General features: G+C 36.8%; 26 protein-coding genes, 1 pseudogene and 1 riboswitch. Of the genes and pseudogenes, 7 read left to right on the plus strand and 20 right to left on the minus strand.

What is annotated here, in order from left to right; genetic code table 11:
- Positions 1 to 11 precede the first annotated feature (11 nt).
- The 14 genes and pseudogenes from GSH73_RS09240 to rlmD form a co-directional block, all read right to left on the minus strand.
- Positions 12 to 923 (minus strand): ribonuclease Z, encoded by a 912-nt coding sequence (locus tag GSH73_RS09240; RefSeq protein ID WP_014758293.1) that lies wholly within the window; start codon positions 921 to 923, stop codon positions 12 to 14.
- A 21-nt stretch (positions 924 to 944) separates the two neighbouring features.
- Positions 945 to 1,778 (minus strand): deoxyribonuclease IV, encoded by an 834-nt coding sequence (locus GSH73_RS09245; protein ID WP_014758292.1) that lies wholly within the window; start codon positions 1,776 to 1,778, stop codon positions 945 to 947.
- Positions 1,779 to 1,899: 121 nt separating this feature from the next.
- Complete coding sequence (locus tag GSH73_RS09250; RefSeq protein WP_014758291.1) at positions 1,900 to 2,283, minus strand: MerR family transcriptional regulator; 384 nt, start codon at positions 2,281 to 2,283, stop codon at positions 1,900 to 1,902.
- 251 nt (positions 2,284 to 2,534) lie between these two features.
- Positions 2,535 to 3,014, minus strand: coding sequence for a flavodoxin (locus tag GSH73_RS09255; protein ID WP_038069456.1), 480 nt, complete (start codon positions 3,012 to 3,014; stop codon positions 2,535 to 2,537).
- Positions 2,947 to 3,102, minus strand: a complete 156-nt coding sequence (locus tag GSH73_RS13895) for a hypothetical protein (protein WP_489884299.1) — start codon at positions 3,100 to 3,102, stop codon at positions 2,947 to 2,949. Before GSH73_RS13895 ends, GSH73_RS09255 begins: the two co-directional genes overlap by 68 nt.
- On the minus strand, positions 3,053 to 3,205 hold the full coding sequence (locus GSH73_RS09260; protein ID WP_014758289.1) for a hypothetical protein: 153 nt from the start codon (positions 3,203 to 3,205) through the stop codon (positions 3,053 to 3,055). Before GSH73_RS09260 ends, GSH73_RS13895 begins: the two co-directional genes overlap by 50 nt.
- Before the next feature lie 118 nt (positions 3,206 to 3,323).
- Positions 3,324 to 3,638, minus strand: a pseudogene (locus GSH73_RS09265) (hypothetical protein); the annotation flags it as partial.
- A gap of 86 nt (positions 3,639 to 3,724) precedes the next feature.
- On the minus strand, positions 3,725 to 4,342 hold the full coding sequence (locus GSH73_RS09270) for a flavodoxin family protein (RefSeq protein ID WP_014758288.1): 618 nt from the start codon (positions 4,340 to 4,342) through the stop codon (positions 3,725 to 3,727).
- 91 nt (positions 4,343 to 4,433) lie between these two features.
- The gene (locus tag GSH73_RS09275) at positions 4,434 to 5,279 is read right to left on the minus strand and encodes an aldo/keto reductase (RefSeq protein ID WP_014758287.1); all 846 of its coding nucleotides are present in this window, start codon (positions 5,277 to 5,279) and stop codon (positions 4,434 to 4,436) included.
- Between the two features lie 40 nt (positions 5,280 to 5,319).
- Entirely contained in the window at positions 5,320 to 6,282 is a 963-nt protein-coding gene (locus GSH73_RS09280) for an aldo/keto reductase (RefSeq protein ID WP_014758286.1), read from the minus strand.
- Between the two features lies 1 nt (position 6,283).
- A complete protein-coding gene (locus GSH73_RS09285; RefSeq protein ID WP_014758285.1) occupies positions 6,284 to 6,835 on the minus strand; it encodes a flavodoxin in 552 nt (183 codons plus the stop codon).
- 533 nt (positions 6,836 to 7,368) lie between these two features.
- Positions 7,369 to 7,779, minus strand: a complete 411-nt coding sequence (locus tag GSH73_RS09300; protein ID WP_038069446.1) for a cupin domain-containing protein — start codon at positions 7,777 to 7,779, stop codon at positions 7,369 to 7,371.
- A 17-nt stretch (positions 7,780 to 7,796) separates the two neighbouring features.
- A complete protein-coding gene (locus GSH73_RS09305) occupies positions 7,797 to 8,129 on the minus strand; it encodes a carboxymuconolactone decarboxylase family protein (RefSeq protein ID WP_014758283.1) in 333 nt (110 codons plus the stop codon).
- 645 nt (positions 8,130 to 8,774) lie between these two features.
- The gene (gene rlmD, locus GSH73_RS09310; RefSeq protein WP_014758282.1) at positions 8,775 to 10,133 is read right to left on the minus strand and encodes a 23S rRNA (uracil(1939)-C(5))-methyltransferase RlmD; all 1,359 of its coding nucleotides are present in this window, start codon (positions 10,131 to 10,133) and stop codon (positions 8,775 to 8,777) included.
- 145 nt (positions 10,134 to 10,278) lie between these two features.
- Between rlmD and GSH73_RS09315 the strand changes: the two genes are divergently transcribed.
- Genes GSH73_RS09315 through GSH73_RS09325 form a run of 3 tightly spaced genes read left to right on the plus strand, consistent with a single transcriptional unit; the run spans position 10,279 to position 11,309 of the window.
- Complete coding sequence (locus GSH73_RS09315) at positions 10,279 to 10,461, plus strand: spore coat associated protein CotJA (protein ID WP_014758281.1); 183 nt, start codon at positions 10,279 to 10,281, stop codon at positions 10,459 to 10,461.
- Between the two features lie 2 nt (positions 10,462 to 10,463).
- Positions 10,464 to 10,724: a spore coat protein CotJB gene (locus tag GSH73_RS09320; RefSeq protein ID WP_014758280.1), complete on the plus strand. Its 261-nt coding sequence runs from the start codon at positions 10,464 to 10,466 to the stop codon at positions 10,722 to 10,724.
- A 12-nt stretch (positions 10,725 to 10,736) separates the two neighbouring features.
- A complete protein-coding gene (locus GSH73_RS09325; RefSeq protein ID WP_014758279.1) occupies positions 10,737 to 11,309 on the plus strand; it encodes a manganese catalase family protein in 573 nt (190 codons plus the stop codon).
- A gap of 30 nt (positions 11,310 to 11,339) precedes the next feature.
- Here GSH73_RS09325 and GSH73_RS09330 read toward each other — a convergent pair whose 3' ends face one another.
- Together GSH73_RS09330 and GSH73_RS09335 are read right to left on the minus strand one after the other, a co-directional pair.
- Entirely contained in the window at positions 11,340 to 13,745 is a 2,406-nt protein-coding gene (locus GSH73_RS09330) for a homocysteine S-methyltransferase family protein (RefSeq protein ID WP_014758278.1), read from the minus strand.
- Positions 13,746 to 13,767: 22 nt separating this feature from the next.
- On the minus strand, positions 13,768 to 14,670 hold the full coding sequence (locus tag GSH73_RS09335) for a methylenetetrahydrofolate reductase (RefSeq protein WP_014758277.1): 903 nt from the start codon (positions 14,668 to 14,670) through the stop codon (positions 13,768 to 13,770).
- 282 nt (positions 14,671 to 14,952) lie between these two features.
- On the opposite strand from GSH73_RS09335, the gene GSH73_RS09340 reads away from it, so the two are divergent.
- Together GSH73_RS09340 and GSH73_RS09345 are read left to right on the plus strand one after the other, a co-directional pair.
- The gene (locus GSH73_RS09340) at positions 14,953 to 16,464 is read left to right on the plus strand and encodes a hypothetical protein (protein ID WP_014759563.1); all 1,512 of its coding nucleotides are present in this window, start codon (positions 14,953 to 14,955) and stop codon (positions 16,462 to 16,464) included.
- Between the two features lie 240 nt (positions 16,465 to 16,704).
- Positions 16,705 to 16,799, minus strand: a riboswitch (SAM riboswitch).
- Positions 16,800 to 16,949: 150 nt separating this feature from the next.
- Positions 16,950 to 17,879: a DUF362 domain-containing protein gene (locus tag GSH73_RS09345; RefSeq protein ID WP_014758276.1), complete on the plus strand. Its 930-nt coding sequence runs from the start codon at positions 16,950 to 16,952 to the stop codon at positions 17,877 to 17,879.
- A gap of 25 nt (positions 17,880 to 17,904) precedes the next feature.
- Here the strand turns inward: GSH73_RS09345 and GSH73_RS09350 are convergent, their stop codons facing one another.
- The 4 genes from GSH73_RS09350 to GSH73_RS09365 form a co-directional block, all read right to left on the minus strand.
- Positions 17,905 to 18,702 (minus strand): sugar phosphate isomerase/epimerase family protein, encoded by a 798-nt coding sequence (locus GSH73_RS09350; RefSeq protein WP_014758275.1) that lies wholly within the window; start codon positions 18,700 to 18,702, stop codon positions 17,905 to 17,907.
- Between the two features lie 93 nt (positions 18,703 to 18,795).
- Entirely contained in the window at positions 18,796 to 20,151 is a 1,356-nt protein-coding gene (locus GSH73_RS09355; RefSeq protein WP_014758274.1) for a glucose-6-phosphate isomerase, read from the minus strand.
- A gap of 64 nt (positions 20,152 to 20,215) precedes the next feature.
- Complete coding sequence (locus tag GSH73_RS09360; protein WP_014758273.1) at positions 20,216 to 20,713, minus strand: HD domain-containing protein; 498 nt, start codon at positions 20,711 to 20,713, stop codon at positions 20,216 to 20,218.
- A 33-nt stretch (positions 20,714 to 20,746) separates the two neighbouring features.
- Positions 20,747 to 21,235: a hypothetical protein gene (locus tag GSH73_RS09365; RefSeq protein ID WP_014758272.1), complete on the minus strand. Its 489-nt coding sequence runs from the start codon at positions 21,233 to 21,235 to the stop codon at positions 20,747 to 20,749.
- A 122-nt stretch (positions 21,236 to 21,357) separates the two neighbouring features.
- Between GSH73_RS09365 and GSH73_RS09370 the strand changes: the two genes are divergently transcribed.
- Complete coding sequence (locus tag GSH73_RS09370) at positions 21,358 to 21,855, plus strand: nitroreductase family protein (protein ID WP_014758271.1); 498 nt, start codon at positions 21,358 to 21,360, stop codon at positions 21,853 to 21,855.
- 149 nt (positions 21,856 to 22,004) lie between these two features.
- Entirely contained in the window at positions 22,005 to 22,601 is a 597-nt protein-coding gene (rpsD, locus tag GSH73_RS09375) for a 30S ribosomal protein S4 (RefSeq protein WP_014758270.1), read from the plus strand.
- Positions 22,602 to 22,672: the final 71 nt, after the last annotated feature.

Genomic DNA, 22,672 nt, shown 5'->3' on the forward strand with positions numbered 1-22,672 from the left:
TGAAACTATTTTTATGAGTTTTTAAAGCGCAGTTCTTTTGTCATCATATCAAATCCGACAACGCTATTTTCAAATACATCCTTAGCGTACTTTAGATATTTGTCTGGATTTTTCAATGAAGGACTAAAATGCGTCAGCCAAAGCTCTTTCACATTGGCTTCTTTCGCCACCAAAGCCGTCTCTAAAAACGTGGAATGGTATTTTTTTACTGCTTTTTCTGCATCTGATGGATCGCCGTACATTCCTTCCCCAACAAAAAGATCGCTATTCTCAGCAAGTTTTATGAGGTCTTTTGTAGGGCGAGTGTCGGTAGAGTAACTTACCTTTAATCCCTTTCTATCGGAACCTAACACCATTTCAGGTGTATACATGATGTTGCCATCTTTTGCAATGCTTTCGCCGTGCTGAAGTCTATGCCAGTATTCAACGGGTATGTTTAATTCCTTCGCTTTTTTTGCATCAAATTTCGGAAGTCTTTTGACTTCAAAGCTGTAAGCAAGGCACAATGATGTATGCTGCATTACAGCATTTTTTACTGCTATTCCACCCACATTTAATGAATCTTCATCTTTTAATTCAGTATATTCAACTTCAAACGGCATCTCCACAAAAAGAACATTTAAAAGATTTTTCAATACATCTATTCCTTCAGGACCTATTAAATTAAGCTTCTTTTTCCGCTCTTGGTTTATCATCTGATATATTATGCCAGGAAGCCCCATAATGTGGTCTGCATGATAATGCGTGAAAAATATCGTATCTATATTCAAAAAGCCCCATCCTAATTTTTGAAGTGGAACTTGCGTGCCTTCACCACAGTCCACCAATATAGAAACACCACCATACCTCAATATTAAAGAGGATAGGTTTCTTCCTGGCACAGGCATCATACCTCCTGTACCCAATAAACATACGTCAAACATACAAATCCCTCAAATCAAAAATCAATCATTATAAAGGCTTCTCAAGAGCTTTATTTCCTCTCCGTAACCTTCAAGATCATTGGGCGTCTCCAATATAAATGGCAGGTGTTTTAAACTTGGGTGATTTATGACTTTTGCTATAGCATCTATACCTATATATCCTTTGCCGATCTTCTCATGCCTGTCTTTATGGCTGCCTATAGGATTTTTGCTATCATTTAAGTGTATAGCAAAAAGTTTATCTAACCCTATGATTTTGTCAAACTCCTCTAACACTCCATCGAGATTATTTACTATATCATAACCTGCATCATAAACATGGCATGTGTCAAAGCACACACCTATTTTTTCTTGCAAATCTACTCTATCTAAGATCTGCTTCAGTTCGTCAAAAGACCGGCCTATTTCAGTCCCTTTTCCTGCCATCGTCTCTAAAAGCACAATCGTAGACTGATTTGGCTTTAATATTTGATTTAACGTTTCAACAGTATAGTCTATGCCCTTTTGAGCACCTTGCTTCACATGGCTTCCCGGGTGAAAATCATAAAGATTGCCTGGAAGATACTCTAACCGCATAAGATCGTCCGCCATTACTTCTTTGGCAAACTCTCTCGTCCTATCATCTGGTGAAGACGGATTTAGAGTATATGGTGCATGTGCGACAACCTTAGAAAAATTATTTTTGTCCGCAATTTCTAAAAACGAATTGCAGTCATTCTCATCAATATCCTTCGCCTTGCTACCCCTTGGATTTCTCGTGAAAAATTGCAGTGTATTGGCATCAAGCTTTAACGCTTCCTCCGCCATTGCTTTATATCCATTTGAAACTGATAAGTGACATCCTATATATAACATAAATTTCCTCCTAAAGTGCATTTAGACAGATGCCTTTTTCTTCATTATAATATATGACTGCAATTTCTCCAAACAAAACAACATTAAAAGATCCCCATTTACAATAAATCTCAATTTATTTCTATTTCGCATTTTTTAGCTCTTTCTCTTTCTCAACCAATAATCTCTCATACACTTCAATTTTATAGTTTAATCGCTCTAATGTTTTATTCATGTCTTCTATTTTTTTTATTAGATGATTGCGCTGCTCAATTAGAAGTTCTTTCCTTGCCTCAATAGTTTCGTCACCTTTTTCCACCAGCGAAACATATTCAATTAATACTTCAATTGAAAGACCTGCATTCCTCATACATTTGATAAATTCAACCCACTTACAGTCTTCATCCGTATAATCCCTGTTTCCGCTTTTATTGCGGTTCACAGGAGGAATCAATCCAATCCGTTCATAATAGCGAAGTGTATCTTGCGATATATCGTATTTTTCACTTACTTCTGCAATCGTCATAAATTATTACCTCCTAATAACCAATATTATATCATAATTACAGTGTTTAAAGTCAGCCGTGAGAATGTAAAATTCTTTAACCTCCTTCATGTTTTTATTTGTCAATATATAAAAAACAGGGTTATTCTTTATACCAACAAAAATTGTGCATCAAGAAAAACCCTGCATACAGAAGGTTTTTAATAACAATCTAACTGTTTGTGAATAAAAACTAATTGTTATCAAGTAGCAAAATCATCTTTTTATTTTATTTACAAACCAAGATGTTTTACCCATGAAGCAAGCTCCCCTCTGGATGGCTTTCCATTTAAAATCCTACCTTCCTTAATTTTTGCCTCTGGCGAAACACTATTTTTAAGTTTTTCCATCGTTTTCCCAAAACCGCTTCCTCCAGAAGTGGCAAATGGTATGATAGTTTTCCCTGAAAAATCATAGCTTTCCAAAAAGGTATTTATAATGTTTGGTGCCGTATACCACCATATGGGAAATCCAAGAAAGACAACTTCATACTCCATCATGTTGGAAACTTTGCCTGCAATAGCAGGTCGTGAGGACGGATCTTTCATCTCCATCGAACTACGGCTTTTCTTGTCCATCCAATTAAGGTCTGCATCGGTATAAGGCACCTCAGGCTTGATTTCATAAAGGTCAGCTCCAGCTACATCAGCAAGAATTTCCGCCACATTTTTTGTTGTACCAGTACATGAAAAATAAGCTACTAAGCAGATCATAATCAAAATACTCAACGCCGCATTTTTCAAGCTGTTCATTAAAAATACGCTCCATATCTTGTCGTGTTTTCAGAAACATTGTGGGCATTTTTGTTGTCAAAGTAAAACTGTCGCGAGAGTGCCTTTTTACTTGACTGATCGTTATTGTCTAATAATGGCAGGCGCATCAATCCAAAGCCTAATTTCTTCATAATGTTTTATTCTCTCCTTTTTTAAAGCTTCAAATATATTTTCAAGTATTTTTAGGTTTTAAAAAAACATTATCATACTAAAGATGAACATTTGCTCTGTTGACACAATACTCCTTCATCACAAGCATTCCATCAGGATTTCATAAATTTCATCCCTGCTCAGTTCACGAGGATTATATTTTATGATATTGCAGGTATCGGCTACTTTACGCAGCACCTCTGGTGTAATCTCCACTTTAGATTTCAGTTGCCCCATTTTTGTTGGCAATCCGCACTCCTTGATAAAGTCGGTCAGAGCGTCAATACCTGCCTTAGCATTATCAACATTAAACACGATCTTTGCAAACCGAGTAAATTTTTCCTCCGCATCTTTTACGATATGGCGATAGTAGGCAGGGTGGATAACAGCCAGCCCTTGACCATGGTTACAATCGGTAAAAGCTCCAAAAAGCTAAACTTACTTTTGTCCATTTATATATTCTTACATCGCAATCACATTCATTTCTCTTTTAAATTTTTTCATCGAATAAAATTGGTAGCAATCCGCTGCTCTTTTTCTGGCAATCCAAACTTTTCTTTGCCTAATGCAATGCTCTTGATTAAAAATGCCATATTTTTGCCTAGTGTGCGCATTGTTTGCAGTCCTTCTTCGTCTTTTTTAACATCATCTGGCGTATATCCATGAACACTGTTCCAATATTGACTTGAAGCAATTGGCATACCTGAAATTGTAAAATATTTATTGATTTCATCAAATGTTGCTGAGCATCCGCCTCTTCTTGCCGATACAACCGCCGCTCCTACCTTCATGGTTTTATCAAACGGCACACTATAAAAAAGACGATCTAAAAAAGATATAAGCGTTCCATTCGCCGATGCGTAATATACAGGCGATCCGACTACAATGCCATCGGCTTCTTCAAATTTAGGCGCCGTTTCATTTACAATATCATTAAAAACGCATTTGCCTATAGTTTTGCATCTGCGGCATCCGATACATCCTCTGATGTCCTTATTCCCCACATGGATAATTTCTATTTCAATTCCTTGCTCTGTCAAAGTTTTTGCTACTTCGCTCAAAGCTGTATATGTGCATCCTTTCTCATTAGGGCTTCCGTTAATAAGTAATACCTTCACACTATTTCCTCCTAATCTCAACTAATCTTTTTCGCTATAGCCTTTGTATTTCCCGTGCATAAAGTCCCATTTCAATACCCACTTTAATAGCTTATCTCTTTAATGAACAAATCCATTTTACGACTTCAGGGTCCCTGTGTGAAAAGAATGCACTTTCTTTCTTATCCAGTGTCGCAATTTTATCCATATCTTCTGCAGAAAGTTCAAAATCAAATATGTTGAAATTTTCAATAATCCTTTCCTTACGCACTGATTTTGGAATTGCAACAACTCCCCTTTGTACAAGCCAACGCAATATAATTTGAGCAACCGATCTACCGTGCTTTTGGGCCAGCGATACCAGCACTTCATTTTGAAACATGTTGTTTCTGCCCTCGGCAAAAGGACCCCATGATTCTATTTGTACTTTGTATTCTTTCATTATTTTTTGACTGTCAATTTGCTGGCAGAATGGATGCGTTTCTACTTGATTTACCGCGGGAAGTATTTCATTATTGAGGATTAAATCAACAAGCCTGTCTGGGTAAAAGTTGCTTACTCCAATTGCTCTGACTTTCCCCTCACGGTACAGCTCCTCCATAGCACGCCATGAGCCATAGACATCGCCAAACGGTTGATGAATCAAATAAAGGTCAAGATAATCAAGCTGAAGATTTTTAAGCGATTTTTCAAAAGCTTTTTTAGTGTTTTCATAACCGGCATCTTGAACCCAAAGTTTTGTAGTAATAAAAAGTTCTTCTCTCGGAACACCGCTCCTTTTTATTGCTCTTCCTACAGCTTCTTCATTGCCGTATGATGCAGCTGTATCAATAAGACGATACCCTGCTTCAATCGCATCCAGAACACAACATTCACACTCGTTGGCATCATTTATTTGATAAACGCCAAATCCTAAAATCGGCATTTCCACGCCATTATTTAAAACTACTTTTTGCATACAAATACCCCTTTCAAATACATTAATTTAAAATCAAGAATTAAAGTGCACCGACTATTTTGTGTGGAACATACAGTTCCTCAAGGTAGGCAATGTCATCGTCTGTAAGTCTTACATTGAGAGCACCTACAGCGTCGTCTAAATACTTTGCCTTTGTTGCACCAATAATTGGCGCTGTAACTCCCTTAGCAAAATGCCATGCAAGAGAAATTTGCGTCATTGTTACATCATACTTCTTAGCAAGTTCATTTACGCGAAGTACTATTCCATAGTCTGTCTCTTGGGTACTATCGTACTTTGACATTGCAGTTTTATCTGTCTGGCTTCGTTTCGTATCTGCCTTCCATTCAAGACGTGAAAGCCTTCCAGCAGCAAGTGGACTGTATGGAGTAAGTGCAACATTCATTTGCTTGCAAATCGGAATAAGTTCCCGCTCATCCTCACGGTAAAGCAGATTGTAGTGATTCTGCATTGAAACAAACTTTGTCCAACCGTTCTTCTCGGCAGAAAGCTGCATATTGTAGAACTGGTAGCTATACATTGCTGAAGCACCGAGAGCTCTCACCTTTCCTGCCTTGACAAGACTGTCAAGTGCTTCCATCGTTTCCTCTATCGGTGTGTCGTAATCAAAGCGATGGATAATGTAAAGATCAACGTAATCTGTGCCCAACCGTTTTAGTGAGCCATCAATCTCACGAAGTATCGCTTTTTTTGAAAGTTTGCCTTCGTTAAAATAAACTTTAGTAGCTATAACTACCTTATCACGAGCTATATTGTTCTTTATCGCACGGCCAAGATATTCTTCACTGGTATCGCCAGAATATACATTTGCAGTGTCAAAAAAATTTATGCCAAGATCAAGAGCATGTTTGATTATTGCTTCACTATCTTCAGCGTTTAGTGTCCATGCATGAAAATTACTTGACGTGTCACCAAAGCTCATGCAACCTACGCAAATACGAGAAACAAGAATATCAGAATTTCCTAATTTTGAATATTCCATTTCACTTTTCCTCCTCAAAATTATTTATGTATTTTTGCAGCCATTTCTCAATCTCAGGCTGAGCTGAATGTACATTGCTACCTTTTATAGCAAGCCCTTTTTCAAGCCTTACATTTGGACAAGTCTTTCTTATATCGCTTTCGCTGTGTCCCAAACCACTTCCTTCATGTGTACAGACCGGAATAATGGTTTTTTCGGTAAAGTCATATTTCTCAAGAAAAGTAAATACAGGCATAGGCATAGTTCCCCACCAATTGGGATAGCATAATATGATAATTTCATAGTCGTCAATATTATCAAGATATTCTGAAAGCTCAGGTCTTGCATTATCACGTAATTCTTGCTGAGCAACTTTTGTAGCTTCTTTATAATTATCAGGATATTTTTTTACCGTGTTAATGCGGAACAGTTCACCGCCGGTTATTTTCTGAATCATTTTAGCTACAACTTCCGTATTTCCAACCGACAAATTCACAATGCGACCACTGACATAATTGCCCCCTTCTCTTGAAAAATAGGCTATTAAAATTTTTTTGTCATTAAATTTATTCATTTCTACTCACCTCTTTAAATCAATGCTTTAAGGATATAATTATGTATTAATATCATGATAAGTCTTTGAGTTAACTCTAAGTCAAGAGGTTTTCAACAAATATTTTTTGATATGCCCAATTCTTGCGCATACCCCACACTCATTGTAGGAAACATATCCAATGAAATTTTGAACACATAGGACATATATAATTACAAAAAACGGCAAAACCATTGCCAAACTTACAAATACAAAACAGGACAAAGTTGAAATGGCAAAATCCTTGTTTGGTATACTGCCTGCCGATGTTTCTTTGGAGCAGGCGAGAAAGGAGCATTTGACAAAAAATATATGAGATCAAAAAAATCTTCAACATCCTTTACGCCACTGGCTCCGACTGCGAGAAGGCACTTGAGCTGCCCATTGAAGATTATGAGAATGCTTTGCTTACCACATGCGCCAAGCGCAGGAAAATGGAATGCATCATTACTTCGTCGATTCCAATCATAGTCTGCATTTAATGCATTCAGAAACAAACACTTTATTTAAAAATTTCAAAGTAGTTTGTTATACTCTTCATCGGTAACCGGTTCACACCATTCAGTGTTTGCTCCTTCCGTCGGAACTGTTAATGAAAGATGTGCAAACCCTTCATCCTTGACGGCGCCGTGCCAATGCTTAATCTCCGGTGGTATATATACTACATCGCCGCTTTTTAATAGTCGTGCATCTTTCCCAGCTTCTTGATATAAGCCATACCCACCAACACATATAAGTATCTGACCACAGCCATGATGTATATGCCAATTGTTTCGGCATCCAGGTTCAAACGTAACATTATGAATATTTACTTCTTTATCATTTAAGAGGCTTAAATAACTCTTTCCAGTAAAATATTGTGCAAATGCTACATTTTCCTCACCTAATGGAAAATCAGATATCTTTTCTAATTCATATCTAACCATAATAAAATTCACCCCATTCAATTTTTTGATTGTTCAGCATATATATCTTTTGCCAACAAAAATGCTGCCCATGCATTAGGCCATCCTGCATAGAATGCTAAATGTGTGATTATTTCTGCCATTTCCTCAGCACTAATACCATTGTTTTTTGCATTGGCAATGTGATGTTTTAGAGAATTGTCAAAAATTCCTTTTGCTATGAGAGCAGTCACAGTGATAATACTGCGATCTCTTAATGATAATTTGTCTTCTCTAGACCAAACTTCTCCAAAAAGAACGTCATCGTTTAATTCAGCAAATTTTGGTGCAAATGCTCCCAGGGCATCTCTACCTGCAGTCTGTTTTTTCATCTTAAAACTTCCCTCCTAAATACTTTATATTTTCTTAATTATTTTTGCAGGCACTCCGCCTACAACAACATTTATAGGGATATCCTTTGCTACAACCGCACCAGCAACGATTAAGCGCCATAACCAATGGTTACACCTGGAACTACAAATCCAAATATCTTTGCCGATCATAATAGATGCGGGATGCATAGTATATGATTTACACATACACCTATAAATGTTAATATAATGATAATCCTTTGAGTTAACTCCAAGTCAAGAGGTTTTTTAATTGTTTTTCTATGTTATCATAAAAATAATCTTTCTTAAAATATATAAACTTATACTAATCATCAGACATGGTTATCTTAATATCGCCTACAACGAGCTTTCAATGCCAAGTTACCGCCCATGCCGGGAGCACAGCAAAAAAGCATCGTTTAAACGATGCTTTTATCAATTAAAAAGGAGCATGTGTGAAATCCCCTATATGTTCAAAAACAAACCCATAGATAAATTATTGTACCTATAACAATACACATAAAACATGAAATCTTTTCCTTAAAGATTCCCATTATTCCGGCCATAAAAAACAACTAATATTTGCGCACAGAATAGGTGCTAATCCAAATAATAATCCGATTAATGGTTCCACCATACAACTTTCTACATTTTTTTGTTTTTCAACAGCACCACCGTCTCCACATGATATGTGTGAGGAAACATATCAACGCATTTTACTTTTTCCACTTTGTACTGTCTCTCAGTAAGCATCTTTAAATCCCTTACCAGGGATACAGGATTGCATGATACGTAGATTATCTTTTCTGGGTCTAATTTTATGATGTCCATTATAGCCTTTGGGTTTACTCCTGGTCTTGGAGGATCTAATACAACCACATCCGGCTTCTCGTTTATTTCCCTTATCTTTTGTGCGACATCACCTGCTATAAAATGTATATTACTAAGCCCATTTAATCGCGCATTTTCTCGTGCAGCATCAACGGCTTCTTCAACAAGTTCTATGCCTACTACTTTTTTAGCAAGTGGTGCCATTATTATCCCTATGGTTCCCGTGCCACAGTACAAGTCAAATAAAGTTTTATTGGATATTTCACCTGCAAATTCCCTTGCTACGCTGTAGAGCTTCTCTGCGCCTTTTGAATTGGTCTGAAAAAACGAAAATGCACTTATCTTAAATTTAAGGCCGAGTATTTCTTCCATTATATAGTCTCTGCCATATAACACTTCAAGTTTTTCACATTTAACTGCATCAGAATAACTGTCATTTACAGTGTGCAATATGCCAACAAGCTTGCCGTTTAATTTTGCATTTATAAGCTCATTTACAAGATTGCTAAAATCGTGTTTTAGCTGAGATGTTGTAACGATATTTATGAGAATTTCACCTGTGTTTGCAGCTTTTCTAATGACTAAGTATCTCATATAGCCTTCGTGTGTCTTTATATTATAATGTGGTAAACCTTGCTGCCTTGTATAATTTAAAACATTTTTTAAACATGCAATAAAATCGCTGTCTACAATCCTGCAGTCATCCGTCGTTATAATATCGTAATACCTGCCTTTTACATGAAGTCCCAATTGTGTCGCGTCATTGTCATCTTTTCCAAACGTGTACTCCATCTTGTTTCTGTACGAAAAAACATCAGGGCTCCCTACAATTCCTAAAAATTCAAAATCTTTTATGCCTGCTTCATCAAGAAGCTTTTTTACATAATCTTCTTTTAACCTTAATTGATTCTCATAATTTATATTTAAATATGCACAGCCACCACATTTGCCAAAGTGTTTGCATACATTATCATGTTCTAAAGGTGATCTCTCGAGTATCTCTACGATATCTGCTTCAATTTCTTTGCCTTTTACTTTTTTTATTCTTCCCCTTACTTTCTGTCCCTTAACGGCTCCTCTCACTTTAATGATATTTTCATCCAAATGTGATAATCCATAACCATCTAAATTCATATCATCTATATAAATCATTACCTCATCGTTTTTCTTCATATCGCATTACTCCTAACCTAATTTATATACAATATATATACCATACAAAGCAGAATACGTCAAAACAACCTGCATTCGCATATTATCACACAAATATATATTTTTGAATATTATATATCGAAAACATTAAATGGGGGTTTTATATATGTATGAGTATAATGGATTTTATATACAAAGCTATGACGTAGGTCAAAAAGGTTTAGCTGAAGCGTATATTCCAATGCAAAGATATGTATCATCATATCCTCCTGAACAAGGTTTAAAGCGCGGAACTATCTTCCCAGAATTAGATAAACCTTACATGGAAGAAAAAATGAGGGGGTACTAACAATGGACGCGAATCAAGTAGCTCTCATCAAAAGAATAATGGAACTGGATTTTGCTTGTATCGATTTAAATCTATACCTTGACACACATCCTGATGACCAAAAAGCACTTAGAGACTACAACTACTATAGCCAACAGTCAAGATCTCTAAAGGCGCAATATGAGCAGCTTTACGGTCCATTGATGTCTTTTGGCGAAACACCTTCACAATGCAACAGATTTAAATGGGTAGATGATCCATGGCCATGGGAAATCCAATATTAAAGAGGTGATATTATGTGGGTGTATGAAAAGAAGTTAGAATACCCTGCCAATGTGTGTAAACCAGACATTAAAATGGCCAAATTTTTAATTGCACAGTATGGTGGACCGGATGGTGAATTGGCGGCGGCGTTGAGATACCAAACTCAAAGATACACAATGCCTACAGGCCAAGCAAAGGGAACATTGACAGACATATCCACAGAAGAATTCGGGCACTTAGAAATAATTGCCACATTGGTCTTTAAGCTACTAAAAGGTGTTCAAGTAGAGGAGCTTAAAAGGGAAGGCCTTGGAGAACAGTACACAGAACACGATAGAGCTCTTTTCTACAGCGATACGACAGGTATGCTATGGAGTGCTGCATATATCCAAGCAAAAGGCGACATAATCGCAGATCTTCACGAAGACATGGCAGCAGAAGAAAAGGCGAGAGCAACGTATGAACACCTTATAAATCTAACTGACGATCCTTGCGTAAAAGATACATTAAGGTTTTTAAGAGAAAGGGAAATTGTACACTTCCAGAGATTCGGAGAGACTTTGGATCTGGTGCAAGAACATCTAAGAAGCAAGAAAATATTTTAAAAAAGCCGGCTATACCGGCTTTTTGTCTGCTCAATTCGTATTTAATTCACTAAACACTTTATCTGCTATCCTTACAGCTTCTTGCGCGTTAGCTCCGTAGTAATCGGCTCCAATCTTCAATGCATAATCTTTTGTAAGGACAGCACCGCCTACCATTATCTTTATGTCCTTTATGTTTCTCAACACTTCAATAGTCTTTTCCATATTATTTAACGTAGTTGTCATCAGTGCGCTAAGCCCTACAAGCTTCGCATTTGTCCTTTTTACTTCATCTACAATTATAGATGGTTTAACATCTTTCCCAAGATCTATAACTTCATAGCCATAATTTTCAAGCAGCACTTTTACTATATTTTTACCTATATCGTGTATGTCGCCTTCAACTGTTGCCAGTATTATTTTACCTTTAGAGCCCATACCTTTAGGCATCTTTTCCTTTAAAACTTTAAAAGCACTTTCAACGACTTCTGCTGAATTTAAAAGCTGTGGAAGAAAATATATTCCTTTATCATATTTATCTCCTACATCTTTAAGCGCTGGTATTACAGTATTGTCAACTATGCTTAATGGTTCTACGCCCTCATTAAGTATTTCCAGCACTAATCTATCTATGTCAGCCTTTTTGCCTTCTAATATATTTCTATAAAGCATATCGCTTGCATTGACATCAGTTTTTTTCTCTACAGATGATACTGGCGTCTTATTTGTCCCATCATCTTTTTTGTATGTATTTATGTATCTTTCGCATCTTTTATCTCTTGATGATAAAACCATTGAAGCGTTTAATATATCCATCGTTATCTTATCATTTGGATTGACTATAACAGCATCTAAACCGTATGATACTGCCATTGCGAGAAATGCAGTATTTATAAACTGCCGCTCAGGCAATCCATAAGATATGTTGCTGAGTCCTATAACCGTACTTACTCCAAGCTTAGACTTGACAAGGTTGATGGCTCTTAATGTTTCCATTGCTGCCGTCTGTTCAGATGATACTGTAAGCGCGATACAGTCAATTATTATATCCTCTTTTGGTATTCCATAGTCTAAAGCGGCTTTTACTATTTTCTCGGCATTTTTAAGCCTTTCATCTGCATTTTTAGGAAGACCATCGTCACTTATTGTCAAGCCTATAACGCTTGTACCGTATTTTTTTACAATAGGCAACACTTCTTGTAGGCTTTTCTCTTTTGCGCTGACAGAATTTATAATAGGTTTACCTCTGACTACCCTAACCGCTTTTTCGATCGCCCTTACATTGCTACTGTCTATCTGCAACGGCACGTTGACGATATTCTGTACCTGTGAAATGATTTTAGGCATCAATTCCTCTTCATTTATACCCGGTACACCGATATTTACGTCAAGTACGCTTGCACCAAGCTTTTCCTGAGACAAAGCTTCATCATATATTAGATTAAAATTGCCTTCTCTTATGGCTGCACTTAATTTTTTCTTTCCTGTAGGATTTATCCTCTCTCCGATTATGCACACCGGATAATCGCTGCCTATAAAAATGGTCTTTGTGTTTGATGAAACCGCTGTGTATTTTTTTACGATAGAGTCTTTCTCTGTACCGTGTACCTCCGCTTTCAAAAGCTTGATGAATTCCGGAGTCGTACCACAACAACCGCCAACAATAGATGCCCCGCATTCTAAAAGCTTTTTTGTCTCAACGGCAAATTGCTCTTTCGTAATGTCGTAAAGAGTCTTCCCATCTTCTAAATGAGGCATTCCTGCGTTGGGCTGAGCTAAAATCGGTATTCTTGAGACTTCAGCCATCTTTTTCACTATGTCTGCCATCATGTCAGGTCCCGTAGAACAATTGACACCTATAGCGTCAAGGCCAAGCCCTTGGAGGCTTACTACTGCTGTAACAGGATCTGTCCCCATAAGCGTCCTTCCGTCTTCTTGAAACGTCATGGTGCAAATTGCCTTTAAATTAGTATTCTCCTTTACAGCGAGAATAGCCGCTTTCGCTTCTAATATATCTGACATAGTCTCAATAAGCGCCAAATCAGCACCAGCTTTTTCCCCTTCTACAGCAACCTCAGCAAAAGCACTATAAGCCTCGTCAAATGTCAGTTTGCCAAAAGGTTCCATTAATTCGCCAATAGGCCCTATAGAGAGAGCAACAGCTTTATCACCAGCAGCTTTTCTGGCTATCTGCACTGCACTTTTGACTATTTCAGGCAATTTATCTGAAAGATTGTAGGATTTTAATTTTATCCTATTAGCACCAAATGTATTCGTCTCAATCACATCAGCACCTGCATCTATGTACGACTTGTGGATTTCGTACACAATGTCAGGATGCGAAAGATTGTAATACTCTGGGCATTCTCCTGTTTTAAGGCCTTTCTTCTGCAGCATAGTGCCCATTGCTCCGTCAAAGACGATTGCACTATTCTTTAGATTTTCAAAAATATCCAATTGCAACATCTCCTTATGATGACTACAATACTTCTTCTATATCGTTTTGTCCTATGTTTTTTACGCCATTTACAATGTCAACAACTATATCTGTCTTGCCAAGCGGCATGATATGGACACCACCTACTTTATCTTTTATCTTATTTATAAATTCTATTGCAATTTTTGTCCCTTCACCCTTTTCACCGTTTTTTAACCTGTCTATTATTTTCTCAGGTATCTCTATGCCAGGCACCTTTTCGTTCAAGTTTACAGCCATTTTATAACTTTTAAGCGGCAATACTCCAACTAATACGGGAATATCAAACTGCTTTACAGCATCAAGAAATCTGTATAAAATCTCCTCATCGTAAACAGGCTGAGTCTGTATAAAAGATGCTCCACTTTCTATTTTCGTCTTTAATTTTTCTATTGATTCAGATCTTAAATCATTTGGATTTGCTGTTGTCCCTATGCAGAAATTTGTAGATGATTCTAATTTATTTCCGCTGTAGTCAAATCCATCATTTAGTGATTTTGCTATCTTCACAAGACCTACAGAATCTACATCATACACACCTGTTGCCTGGGGCACATCGCCTCGCTTTGGGTCATCTCCTGTAAGGGCAAGAATATTTCTAACTCCCAGAGCATACGCTCCCAATAGCTCTGCCTGAAGTCCAATAAGATTTCTGTCTCTACACGTTAAATGGAATATGGTCTCTATATTTAGATGATTTTGCAAAAGGTGTGCCAATGCAATAGGGCTCATTCTCATGTTTGCCATAGGACAGTCAGTTATATTTAAAGCATCTGCTATTCCATATAGTTTTCTCGCTTCTTCAATAGAATTTGAAATATCAGCTCCTTTTGGCGTCGATATCTCCACAGTTATGACAAATTGCTTATTTTTAAGCTTTTGACATAAGTTTATAGACTTTGGCAAAACAACCCCTCCTTAAAAATAAAGAATATTTTCGGCAACTTCTGTTGCCTGATATATCTGAATTTCAGGAGACATCTTTTAAATTTATCCCCCAAAATTTCATTCTGAAATCCTTTTTCGATTTCCAATTCATTTACATCTTTATTTACATTGTAAGATTTTTTCTTTATATTTCCCTTTATTTAACATATATGGTTGCATTCTATCTTGACTTTTTTAAATCGCCCCAATAATCGAAATGGATGGTGTTTTTACCATACTACTTGTTATTGAGGTGATTTTATGTTGGGCGCATGGCGTTCGCATTCTGATTATCAGTCTTTCCTTGTCGAAAATATTCAACCCATTTATGCTTCAGATAAAAATCGTGTCCTTCAATTTTCTGAAGCTTTATCTAAACTCTATAATTTAGATCTTGATGTTCTTAAACCTGTACTGGAACCTTATTACTCTAATACTGGTTCTCCAGCCAAAAATCAGCCTGAAGTTTTTCGGTCTTTTGTACTTATGTCTCTTCTTAAATGTCACAGTATTACTAAATGGGTTTACACGCTTCATCATGATAATCTTTTGTGTTGCATGATTGGCGTGTCTCCTGATAATATTCCTGGTGTTGGTACTCATTATGACTTGATTAACAGGTTATGGCTTGAGGATCCTGATATTGAAAAAGACCGACAGGATTCTCTCCATCCTTTTAAACGCAAACCACGTAAAAAACTTGCTAAAAATCAGAAGCTCCCACCACGCCACCCTGGTATTATACAGAAATTTGTTGATTTGGCTTTACAGGGTAAAATTTTTGAGTCAAGACCTGAGAAGCTTCTTCAACAAATTTTTGCCGATGTTGCTGTTAGGCCTTCCGCCAATGATGGCATCCTCGGTGATATTGAAAAACTTACTATCTCCGGTGACGGTACTTGTATTAAAACCGGCGGAAGTCCTTTCGGTATTAGAACTTGTGATTGTGCTAATAAGGGTATATTTAATTGTGACTGCCATCGCAAGTTCTCTGACCCCGATGCTCGCTATGGTTGGGATAGTTATCATGAGACATGGTTTTATGGTTATTCTGGTTATTTTTTAGTGACATACAACGAAGAGCTTAAATCTGATATTCCGATTTATCTTCGCTTGGTTGAGGCTCCTCGTTATGATGGTGTTACTGCTATTATTGCTTTGTCTGAAGCAAGGGCTTTGTATCCTGATTTCGTTTTTGATAAATTTATTGGTGATTGTGCTCATGATAATTACCCTACTTATCATCTTCTTAATAAGTGGAATATTAAACCTGTAATTCCGCTTAATAAGAAGAATAAAAACAACAGCAAGTACCAAGGTACTATTAAAATCAATGAAAATGGTATTCCTGTCTGTATGGCAGGATTATCTATGGTTTACAATGGTTTTATGAAAGACCGTAACAGAATTAAATGGCGCTGTCCTTTTGCGACTGGTAAAGTTGATTCATGTAATTGTAAAGATAAGTGCTCCTCTTCTGATTATGGTAGAACCGTTTATACGAAGCCTTCATCTGATCCTCGCTTGTTTACCGTCATTCCACGTGGTTCTGATGAATGGAAATGCGAGATGAAAAAGCGAACTTCTTCTGAGCGTGTTAACAAAAGGCTTCTTAATGACTATGAGTTGGAGCTATCTAAAACCAGAGGCAAAAAGCGTTGGTCTTTCTGGATTATGATACATTCTATTAATATCCATCTTGATGCTAGATTGAAAAAATCTAAGTTTGATTTTATTTCTATGCTTGATGGATTATTAGGTAGAGCAGCATAAATATTGAGATTCCATATACTGTTAATTTTTAAACCTATTTTATTAGGCTTTATTTCTTATACTCTTTTTTTAAATTGATTTTCATTATTTTACATTTTCTTTCCTCTTTTCAGTATTTTATCGCAAAGGCTTTGTTATTTTCTGTATCTAATTTCTAATTTATGCCATAGTATGACGCTGGAAATTAGTTTCCGAAATCACTCATAAAAAACCTCTTCGCCAAAAGAAGAGATATTTTTGCTCCCATCTTTCAGCGATATGCTGCTGGAATTGGCACCGTGATATCCGGTTGCCGAGCTTCATAGGGCCAGTCCCTCCGCTACTCTTGATAAGAGTTTACCATATTAATTTATTAAATTATATGATACCGTCCTCTGGTACAATTGTCAATGAAATATTTGTTGAAATGTTAAAATTACTTAGGCTTTTTGCTTCGATTATTTTAATTTTTGATAAAATGCAAATCATATATATGAGGTGATTTTATGAGGTACAGAAAAATCGTAGAACCAGTAGTAGCAATAACATCTGGTCCTGATGAGATACAAAACTTAAATACCGCTTTAAACTTGCTGCCTTTGCAAAATCTAATCGAAACAGGCAATACCGTTGTGATAACGCCGAATTTCGTCAAAAGCAAACCTCCTCAAAGCGGTACGATAGTAGGGCCAAATACATTGAGAGCCCTTATAAGATACGTAAAATCCAAAAATCCTGGAAGGATTGTAATCGCTGCTGGTTCTGGCGGAGATCCTACACCGAAAGTTTTATCTGACAATGGGTTTGACAAAGTCATTTCAGAAGAAGGCGTGGAATTTGTAGATCTAAATTACGGTCCTTATGTGGAATTGTTGCTGGACGACTGCCTTTTAAAATCAACAAAAGTAAATGAGCTTTATGAAAAAATGGATGTGCTAATTTCATTCACTCAAATGAAAATGCATGAAGAAGCCACAGTATCGCTTGGAATCAAGAACATAGCCTTAAGCTGGCCTCCTGCAGAAATACACGGATTTCCCAAAAAAAATTTAGGAATACACGATGACCTTCACAATTTCATACGTGCTATGGCTGAAAAAATATCTATAGATCTTACGATATTAAGCGGCCAAGAAGCAATGATAGGCACAGGACCATCAGAAGGAAAGCCTATCAATGCAAACATGATAATAGCAGGAACAGATCCTGTAGCAACAGATACAGTAGGTGCCAGAATGTTTGGGCTTATGCCTCAGGGCGTCAACTACTTGTTTCAATGTGCTAAAAGAGGTGTAGGCACAGGCGAGCTTAAAAACGTCACTATTAAAGGCATACCATTGCAACAGGCTGAGCTAAATTTTTCTACGATAGCGTATGGCTATGGCATAGCCCTTGATTCAAGCGGAATAAAGCAAATGGTACCCGGTAAAGCTTAAAGGATAAGGGTTTACTCCCTTATCTTTATCTTTCAAAGATGCTTTTTAGGTATTCAATGCCTTCTTTTAAGTCATCAATATCTTTATAGTTGCTTCTGTAGACTTCCATTATGATAGATCCATTGTAATCCAATTTTTTTAACTCTCTATTAAGCTTTGCAAAGTCAAATGTTCCTCTGCCTGGAAGGTACAGATTGCCGCGATCATCGTAATCGCACAAATGAACATTGATAAGTTTATCACCCATTGATTTTAAGTATTCAAATGGATCTTTCTTGCTTTTCATAGCCTGCTTTATATCCAATGTGAAATAAACATTTCTGCTTTTCACAGACTGTCTTATGAATGTGGCAAATTCCGGATATGCAAACCAGCACCAATAGACATTTTCCCAAGAAAATTTAATCCCATATTCTCCTGATTTGTCAGCTATATAATCCACATATTTCGCAATCTTGTCAAAATCAATATTAGGTGTCGTATCCTTTTTAACAGCAGGTCCGTGAAAAACGTAAATCTTTGCCTTAAGTATCTTTGCCGCTTCCAAGACTTTAATGAGCATCTTTGAGGCATCGTTCCTTTGCCTTTCAGTCACTGAAAAAAGCTGCGGCTCAAATTGGGTTCCTATTGCATGTACTGAATTAACTTCAATTCCGTATCTATCTAAATCATCCCTCATAGCTTTGCAATAATCTTTATCATATTCGCTGTAAGATTCCAAAAAAACTTCCACATTTTTTATGCCTATTTCAGCTATTATCGGTATTGTCTCCTCAGTAAGAAATTCAGGATAAAAACAAGCCGTAGATATACCTACTTCCATTTCATCACCATCCAAAAACAATTCTTACATATTATATTATACATGAAACCTTTCTGACAAAAAAAGATATGCCAATCGGCATATCTTTCATAACTATCTTTTTAGCCTCTTTTCCAATTCCTCTTTTTCTTTTTCATAACCAGGTTTGCCTAAAAGTGCGAACATGTTTTTCTTGTATGCTTCAACGCCTGGTTGGTCAAACGGATTGACGCCATTTAAATACCCGCTTATGCCACAAGCCATCTCAAAGAAGTATACAAGATATCCAAAATTGTAAGCTGATATCTCAGGCACATTCACAATTAGGTTAGGCACTCCGCCGTCATTGTGAGCAAGCACTGTCCCTTCGAAAGCTTTCTTGTTTACTAAGTCAACTGTCTTGCCCGTCAAGAAATTAAGCCCGTCTACATTATCCTTGTCTTCATTTATCGTTATTTCTTTAAGAGGCTTTTCGACATTTATGACAGTCTCAAACATTATCCTGCTTCCATCTTGAATGAATTGTCCCATTGAGTGCAAATCCGTAGAAAAGTCTACTGAAGCGGGATATATTCCTTTGTGATCCTTTCCTTCACTTTCACCGTAAAGCTGTTTCCACCACTCAGAAAAATAGTGAAGCCTCGGCTCATAATTGACTAAAATCTCCACTGATTTTCCTTTTCTGTAAAGAGCATTTCTTAAAACAGCGTACTGCATACTTAAATTTTCTTTGATGTCTGGCTTTTTGAAGACTATAGACGCATCGTATGCACCTTTCATCATTTCATCGATATCTATTCCTGCAGCCGCTATAGGAAGCAGACCTACAGCCGTCAAAACCGAATATCTTCCACCTACATCGTCAGGAATGACAAATGTTTCGTATCCTTCTTCATCAGCCAGTTTTTTAAGAGCGCCTTTTTGCCTGTCTGTCGTAACATATATCCTTGACTTTGCTTCTTCTTTTCCGTATTTTTTCTCCAGAAAATCTCTGAAAACTCTAAAAGCTATAGCCGGTTCTGTAGTAGTGCCAGATTTCGATATGACATTTATAGAAACATCTTTTCCTTCTAATATTTCTAATAAGTCTTGAAGATATGTAGAGCTTATGCTATTTCCTGCAAAGTATATCTCTGGCGCTTTTCTAACAGATTGCGGCAAAACATTGTAAAATGAGTGTGTAAGCATCTCAATCGCTGCTCTTGCACCTAAGTACGAGCCACCAATGCCGATAACCACAAGTGCATCTGAATCCGATTTTATCTTCTCTGCAGCCTTTTTAATGCGAGCAAATTCTTCCTTGTCATAATCTTTAGGCAGATCCACCCAACCAAGGAAATCGCTTCCCTGAGCTGTCTTATTAAGCACCATATCTAACGATAGAAGCGCTTGCTTCTCAAGATATGATATTTCATGCTCATTGACAAAATTTAGCGCATTTGAATAATCAAAGTTTAATACATTTGTCATATGTAAACCTCCAATCTTTTTTTACATCTCATATTTTATACCATATAATACATATTATCAAGCTTTAGCTGAGAAACATATCATTTGCAATCATCTTGCCTGTCTGTGTCTTGAAATTTCTCTCAATAATATTTGCTACATTTTTTCTATCCTTGTACAATTCGTCTTCTTCAATGTTTACTAAAAGATCTGATTCCCATATTATCTGAAAATCGACACCATCATTTTTAGACGCCGTATGGTGTCCACCTATAATGTATGCAACTCTATCTATAATATCCTCATCTTCATTATTTTTTAACATTATTTCTCTTGCAATCGGTGGCCCTTCTATCTCCTGATATTTGCCAGATGAGCTGCCATACTTTTCCTCAGCCTTTTTGATGCCAATATCGTGCAAAATTGCACATATGTATATGATCTTTTTCATCTTTTCATCTGCGATATTCTCACCATAAGCAATCCTGTCAGCGTAGTTAAGCACTTTCAATGCGTGATTTATCCTCTTTAAGTCAGCGCCATAGTATTCTTTAAGCTCAATAATGTATTTAAGCCTCGACATAATCTCATCTCCTTATGTAAACTTACCTTTCATTTAACCAGAGTGATTATTATTTTGATGCTTCTTATACAAATAATACGCCGATGCAATTATGACCGCAGATATTACAGGCTCTACATCGACACACTGGCACTCGACATCAAAACCATCGAATGTGCCGCCTAATCTACCTGTTGCGGTAGACCCTTGAAAATTTATGAGAACGTCAAATCCATCAACAATGCCTCCGCATCTGCCATAAACTGTATTTCCATCCTGTTTCAGTTTCAAGTCATGCCCATCAATACCGCCGCCAATCCTTGCATCTACGAAATCATTTCCGATATTGCCTGATATGTCTTTTCCAAAAATCGCTCCTCCAAATCTGCCATTGATAGTACCATCAGCCAAAGAATACTTTATGTTTATATCATCGCCAATGACAGAGCCTCCAATTCTCCCATTAACATTTCCATCTTCTAACAGCGCATATATGTCATATCCTGCAAATACACCGCCGATTCTGCCTTCAATGCTACCCATCACATATCTCCCCCTTTTCTTTACTATTATTTTTGCATAATGATAGTTTTACGTCAATAAATATTTTATAAATTTTGAAATCAATTTTATTGTGGTTATAATATTAGATGGAGGTGTTTTAAATGGATGCAATAGAAGTATTAAAACAAAGAAGAGCTGTTAGGACTTTTGAAGATAAACCGATACCAAAAAATATTTTAGAGGACATCATCGATTGCGGAAGGTTGGCTCCATCAGGAAACAATGTCCAACCATGGCATTTTGTCGTTGTGACTGACAAAGACACTCTAAAATTCATCTCAGAAAAGGCTACATACGGCAAATTTATAAAAGATGCGGCAGCATGTGTTGTAGTATACTGCGATAAGGACAATAGACATCATCTGGAAGATGGATCTGCCGCAACAGAAAACATCATGTTAGCGGCAAAAGCATATGGAATTTCTTCATGCTGGGTCGCTGGATATGACCGCAGTTACGAAAATGACATCAATGAGCGGCTAAACGTTCCTTCTAATCTGAGGATGATTTCTATCATTCCATTAGGGTACAGTCAAGACAACCCATCTCCAAGAAACAAAAAATCATTAAGTGATGTACTGCATTGGGAAAAATTTTAAAAAACTCGGCTTAATGCCGGGTTTTTGTATATTTTTTAGTTCTTTGATAAAAATATACTTAAAAAATACTTGATAAATTTTATTTCATACTATATAATTTGGATGTGGTTAATTGATAATGATTATCATTATAAAATGGAGGTGAGCAGTTGGCAAGAACAATAACACCAAAGCATAGAATGTGCAGAATTGTAGGACGTCCCCTATGCGGTAGCCCAAAATGTCCTTCGTTAAAGCGGCCGTACGCTCCTGGACAGCATGGGCTAGCTAGAGGCAAAAAGCTTTCTGAATACGGCAGAAGACTTCTTGAAAAGCAAAAACTCAAATCAATCTACAACGTTAAGGAAAGACAGTATAGAAGGTATTTTGAAAAAGCACTAAAAAGCAAGGAACCGACAAGTGAAAAACTTCTTTCACTTCTTGAAAGGCGCCTTGACAATATTGTATACAGGATGGGCTTTGCTCCTACAATATATTCTGCACGTCAGCTCGTTTCGCATGGCCATATTTTAGTAAATGGCAAAAAAGTAAATATCCCATCTTATGAAGTAAATGTCGGAGATGTCGTCTCCGTTAAAGAAAAAAGTAGAAATATTCCCCTCATAAAACAAAGCATCGGCACAAATGATATTCCACCATATATCAATGTCGATGCAAATAAAATGGAAGGCAAATTAATTAAATTGCCAAGAAGAAGCGAAATTCCTGTAGAAATTGACGACCATTTATTAGTAGAATTTTATTAAAGCCTGGTAATCCAGGCTTTATTTCTTTTAAAATTTTTTTATAAGTGATAAAATTAAATTGTAGAATATTT

Source organism: Thermoanaerobacterium aotearoense (genome assembly GCF_009905255.1).
GTDB classification, from domain to species: domain Bacteria; phylum Bacillota; class Thermoanaerobacteria; order Thermoanaerobacterales; family Thermoanaerobacteraceae; genus Thermoanaerobacterium; species Thermoanaerobacterium aotearoense.

Excerpts from the sequence above, each read along its gene's own strand:
- GSH73_RS09240 (WP_014758293.1), bottom strand. The coding sequence starts at position 923 with ATGTTTGACGTATGTTTATTGGGTACAGGAGGTATGATGCCTGTGCCA.
- GSH73_RS09245 (WP_014758292.1), bottom strand. The coding sequence starts at position 1,778 with ATGTTATATATAGGATGTCACTTATCAGTTTCAAATGGATATAAAGCA.
- GSH73_RS09250 (WP_014758291.1), bottom strand. The coding sequence starts at position 2,283 with ATGACGATTGCAGAAGTAAGTGAAAAATACGATATATCGCAAGATACA.
- GSH73_RS09255 (WP_038069456.1), bottom strand. The coding sequence starts at position 3,014 with ATGATCTGCTTAGTAGCTTATTTTTCATGTACTGGTACAACAAAAAAT.
- GSH73_RS13895 (WP_489884299.1), bottom strand. The coding sequence starts at position 3,102 with ATGCCCACAATGTTTCTGAAAACACGACAAGATATGGAGCGTATTTTT.
- GSH73_RS09260 (WP_014758289.1), bottom strand. The coding sequence starts at position 3,205 with ATGAAGAAATTAGGCTTTGGATTGATGCGCCTGCCATTATTAGACAAT.
- GSH73_RS09275 (WP_014758287.1), bottom strand. The coding sequence starts at position 5,279 with ATGCAAAAAGTAGTTTTAAATAATGGCGTGGAAATGCCGATTTTAGGA.
- GSH73_RS09280 (WP_014758286.1), bottom strand. The coding sequence starts at position 6,282 with ATGGAATATTCAAAATTAGGAAATTCTGATATTCTTGTTTCTCGTATT.
- GSH73_RS09285 (WP_014758285.1), bottom strand. The coding sequence starts at position 6,835 with ATGAATAAATTTAATGACAAAAAAATTTTAATAGCCTATTTTTCAAGA.
- GSH73_RS09300 (WP_038069446.1), bottom strand. The coding sequence starts at position 7,779 with ATGGTTAGATATGAATTAGAAAAGATATCTGATTTTCCATTAGGTGAG.
- GSH73_RS09305 (WP_014758283.1), bottom strand. The coding sequence starts at position 8,129 with ATGAAAAAACAGACTGCAGGTAGAGATGCCCTGGGAGCATTTGCACCA.
- rlmD (WP_014758282.1), bottom strand. The coding sequence starts at position 10,133 with ATGAAGAAAAACGATGAGGTAATGATTTATATAGATGATATGAATTTA.
- GSH73_RS09315 (WP_014758281.1), top strand. The coding sequence starts at position 10,279 with ATGTATGAGTATAATGGATTTTATATACAAAGCTATGACGTAGGTCAA.
- GSH73_RS09320 (WP_014758280.1), top strand. The coding sequence starts at position 10,464 with ATGGACGCGAATCAAGTAGCTCTCATCAAAAGAATAATGGAACTGGAT.
- GSH73_RS09325 (WP_014758279.1), top strand. The coding sequence starts at position 10,737 with ATGTGGGTGTATGAAAAGAAGTTAGAATACCCTGCCAATGTGTGTAAA.
- GSH73_RS09340 (WP_014759563.1), top strand. The coding sequence starts at position 14,953 with ATGTTGGGCGCATGGCGTTCGCATTCTGATTATCAGTCTTTCCTTGTC.
- GSH73_RS09345 (WP_014758276.1), top strand. The coding sequence starts at position 16,950 with ATGAGGTACAGAAAAATCGTAGAACCAGTAGTAGCAATAACATCTGGT.
- GSH73_RS09350 (WP_014758275.1), bottom strand. The coding sequence starts at position 18,702 with ATGGAAGTAGGTATATCTACGGCTTGTTTTTATCCTGAATTTCTTACT.
- GSH73_RS09355 (WP_014758274.1), bottom strand. The coding sequence starts at position 20,151 with ATGACAAATGTATTAAACTTTGATTATTCAAATGCGCTAAATTTTGTC.
- GSH73_RS09360 (WP_014758273.1), bottom strand. The coding sequence starts at position 20,713 with ATGTCGAGGCTTAAATACATTATTGAGCTTAAAGAATACTATGGCGCT.
- GSH73_RS09365 (WP_014758272.1), bottom strand. The coding sequence starts at position 21,235 with ATGGGTAGCATTGAAGGCAGAATCGGCGGTGTATTTGCAGGATATGAC.
- GSH73_RS09370 (WP_014758271.1), top strand. The coding sequence starts at position 21,358 with ATGGATGCAATAGAAGTATTAAAACAAAGAAGAGCTGTTAGGACTTTT.